3 protein-coding genes are annotated in these 2,939 nt (G+C 65.7%); all 3 read right to left on the bottom strand.

Annotation, left to right across the window (positions count from 1 at the left end):
• Positions 1-35: 35 nt before the first annotated feature.
• Positions 36-323, bottom strand: a complete 288-nt coding sequence (gene rpsO, locus ACMO6A_RS04580) for a 30S ribosomal protein S15 (protein WP_009307039.1) — start codon at positions 321-323, stop codon at positions 36-38.
• 282 nt (positions 324-605) lie between these two features.
• Positions 606-1,760, bottom strand: a complete 1,155-nt coding sequence (locus tag ACMO6A_RS04575) for a sensor histidine kinase (RefSeq protein WP_009608586.1) — start codon at positions 1,758-1,760, stop codon at positions 606-608.
• Between the two features lie 12 nt (positions 1,761-1,772).
• On the bottom strand, positions 1,773-2,471 hold the full coding sequence (locus ACMO6A_RS04570) for a response regulator transcription factor (RefSeq protein ID WP_009608640.1): 699 nt from the start codon (positions 2,469-2,471) through the stop codon (positions 1,773-1,775).
• Positions 2,472-2,939: the final 468 nt, after the last annotated feature.

The raw sequence follows: 2,939 nt of genomic DNA, 5'->3' as shown, positions 1-2,939 counted from the left end.
CTATGTAAAAGCCCGCCAAGGCGGGCTTTCATACGCTAGATGGTGTCGCGGATGCCGAGCTGCTTGATGAGCGTACGGTACTCCTCGATGTTGCGGTTCTTGATGTACTTCAGAAGACCGCGACGCTTACCGAGGAGCATCATGAGGCCTCGACGAGTGTGGTTGTCCTTCTTGTGCACCTTGAGATGCTCGGTGAGGTTGCGGATGCGCTCGGTGAGGATCGCCACCTGCACTTCGGGACTGCCCGAATCGCCTTCGCCCTTGCCGAATTCCTTGACGAGCTCGGCAGTGCGCTCTTTGCTGATGCTGAGTTTGCTGGCCATGTGCTATTCCACCTTTCGTTCGCAGCGCCCTCGTCGGACGCCGCCTCCTGCGCGCCTGCCCGGCCCGGGCCTGCACGCGTCGTATGCGCGTCCCTCTGGGTAGGCATGCGGTGAACATGCGGACCAAGCGGAACGTGCCTGCGTTTTCGCAGCCCGCCTATTGTAACGGCAAGCACGGTGCGCGGCAAGCGGGACGCGGGGCGCCCACAGGTTCCGCACAAAGCGCCGACGCTTCGAAGCCGCGCCCCCATCAGGACAGACGCATGCTGCAGAAGGCCTCCGTCAGGAGCGCGCCACGCTGGGTCCCTGGGGGACCCAGACGGTGAACGACGTGAGGCCCGCGTCGCTCGAAGCGTAGATGTCGCCGCCGTGGGCGCGGGCGATCTCACGGGAGATGGCCAGCCCCAGCCCTGCGCCGCCCGCTGCCGACCCGCGCGACTCGTCGGCGCGGTAGAACTTCTCGAAGATGCGTTCGAGGTGCTGCGGCGACAGCTCGCGTCCCTGGTCGCTCACCGTGAGCTCCCACCACACGAAGCCGTCGACGGCCGTCACGAGCCCCGTGCGCACCCTCACGTCCGTGCCCGGGTCGGCGTAGGCCACCGCGTTCTTGATGACGTTGTTCAGCACGCGGGCCACGCGCCCCGCGTCGGCGAACACGGACAGCTCGGCGGGGCCCTCGTACACGAGGTTCAGGCGCCGCCCCTCGGCCAGGGGGAAGAACTCGTCCACCACCTGGTTCACGAACAGCGCGGCGTCGAAGCGCGAACGCTCGATGGGGATGGCCTGCAGGTTGTAGCGCGTGATCTCGAAGAACTCGTCGAGCAGCTCCTCGAGCCGGTAGGCCTTGTCCAACGTGATGCCCGTGTAGCGCTCACGCACCTCGAGCGGCAGGTCCGGAGACTCCTCGAGCAGCGTAAGATAGCCGATGATGGAGGTGAGCGGCGTCTTGATATCATGCGCCAGATACACCACCAGCTCGTTCTTGCGATCCTCGGCGGCCTTCGCAGCGCGTTCGTTCTGCTCGGACGTCGCCTTGATGGTGTTGAGCGCCATAGCGGTGGGCGCAAGCTCGCCGGGCAGCATGACCGGGCCGTCGCTTTTGGCCAGGATGTCGGACACCGAATCGAGCAAGAGGTCGAAGTAGCGCAGCGCCCGGTTGATGCCCGAGCGCACCACGAGCACGATACCCGCGACGAAGCCGATAGCCGTCAAGACCAGGAACAGGTTCGACGCAAGGGTGTGCAGCGCGTAGTCGTAGCCGAGCAGCTCGTAGACGAAGTTCGACACGGCCGATCCGAGCGTGGTCATGAAGCCGGCGAACAGCACGAGGTACACGACGATGAACAGCACGACGTTCACCACCGTGCGACGCAGGATGGCGTTCGAGAGCCGCTTCGTCTGGTCGAGCCGCGCCTGCGAGCGTACGGGTTCCTCCATGTCTTCCTCCTTTTAGCCCAGCTTGTAACCGACGCCCCAGACGGTCTCGACGAACTCCTGGGACGAGTCGACGGCAGCCAGCTTCTTGCGCAGATGCCGGATGTGCACCATCACCGTGTTGTTGCTCTGGGCGTTGGCGATCTCGCCCCAGACGGACTCGAACAGATCGCGCGAGGCCACAGGCCGGCCCTGGTCGCGCATGAGACAGGCGAGGATGGCGAACTCCTTCGGGGTGAGGCTCAACGCCTCGCCGTGCAGCGTGGCCGTGTAGGCGCTCTCGTCGAGAGCGATGCCGCAGCATTCGAGCATACCCGGCCCATCCTCCCTTGCGACGTCGTTCGAGATAGCGCGGCGCAGGCGCGCGCGGACGCGGGCCACGAGCTCGCGCGGCTTGAAGGGCTTCACCACGTAGTCGTCGGCACCCAGCTCGAAGCCCACCACCTTGTCGACCTCCTCGTCCTTCGCCGTGAGGAAGATTATGGGAACCGAGCTCGTGCGCCGAAGCTCGCGACAGCACGCGAACCCGTCCATACCGGGCATCATGATGTCGAGGATGACAAGGTCGAACGGATCGTCCGCCTGACAGGCCAGCAGATCGGGAGCTGCGTAGAACACCGTCGGGGCGAACCCGGCCTCGACAAGCAGCTGCCCCACCAAATCGGCGATGGCCTGCTCGTCGTCGCATACGGCGATGCGCATCTTCGATTCCACGCGTTCCTCCTCGCACTCCGCGGCCCATCGGGCCGTCCGCGCCCGCTCGGGCGCGCCGTCTCTCCCATTGTATAAGCCCCCGTGCGCGATCACGCCCCTGACGAGGCAAGATTAAGGAAAACTTAAGCAATCGGTTGACGTTTCTTCTGGGACGGGAGGGGCGCGCCCGAGGGATACTTGACGGCGAGGACGGCGAGCCGCGAGCGCTGCCGGAGATCGCCCGGGGCGCAGTCCCGGGCGACGCCTCGCTATCCCCGTATCCAACGCTTTCGAGGAGGCTCCCCGTGCCGTACACCAATTCCTTCGATGCAAGGCTTCGCCCGAACCGCTCCGTTTATCGCGCTCGGCCCCTACGCCGCGCTTGCGCTCCCGAAAGCCGCACGCACGCCGCATCCGACGTGCGGCGCATCCCTTCGCGATCGCTGCCGCAGCTCGCCGTCGTTCTGGCGCTGCTGATCGCCCTCGGAG

This window comes from Eggerthella sp. (assembly GCF_048329335.1).
GTDB classification, from domain to species: domain Bacteria; phylum Actinomycetota; class Coriobacteriia; order Coriobacteriales; family Eggerthellaceae; genus Eggerthella; species Eggerthella lenta.
The sequence above is the reverse complement of the archived record's forward strand: the minus strand, read 5'-3'. Positions and strand labels throughout refer to the sequence as shown.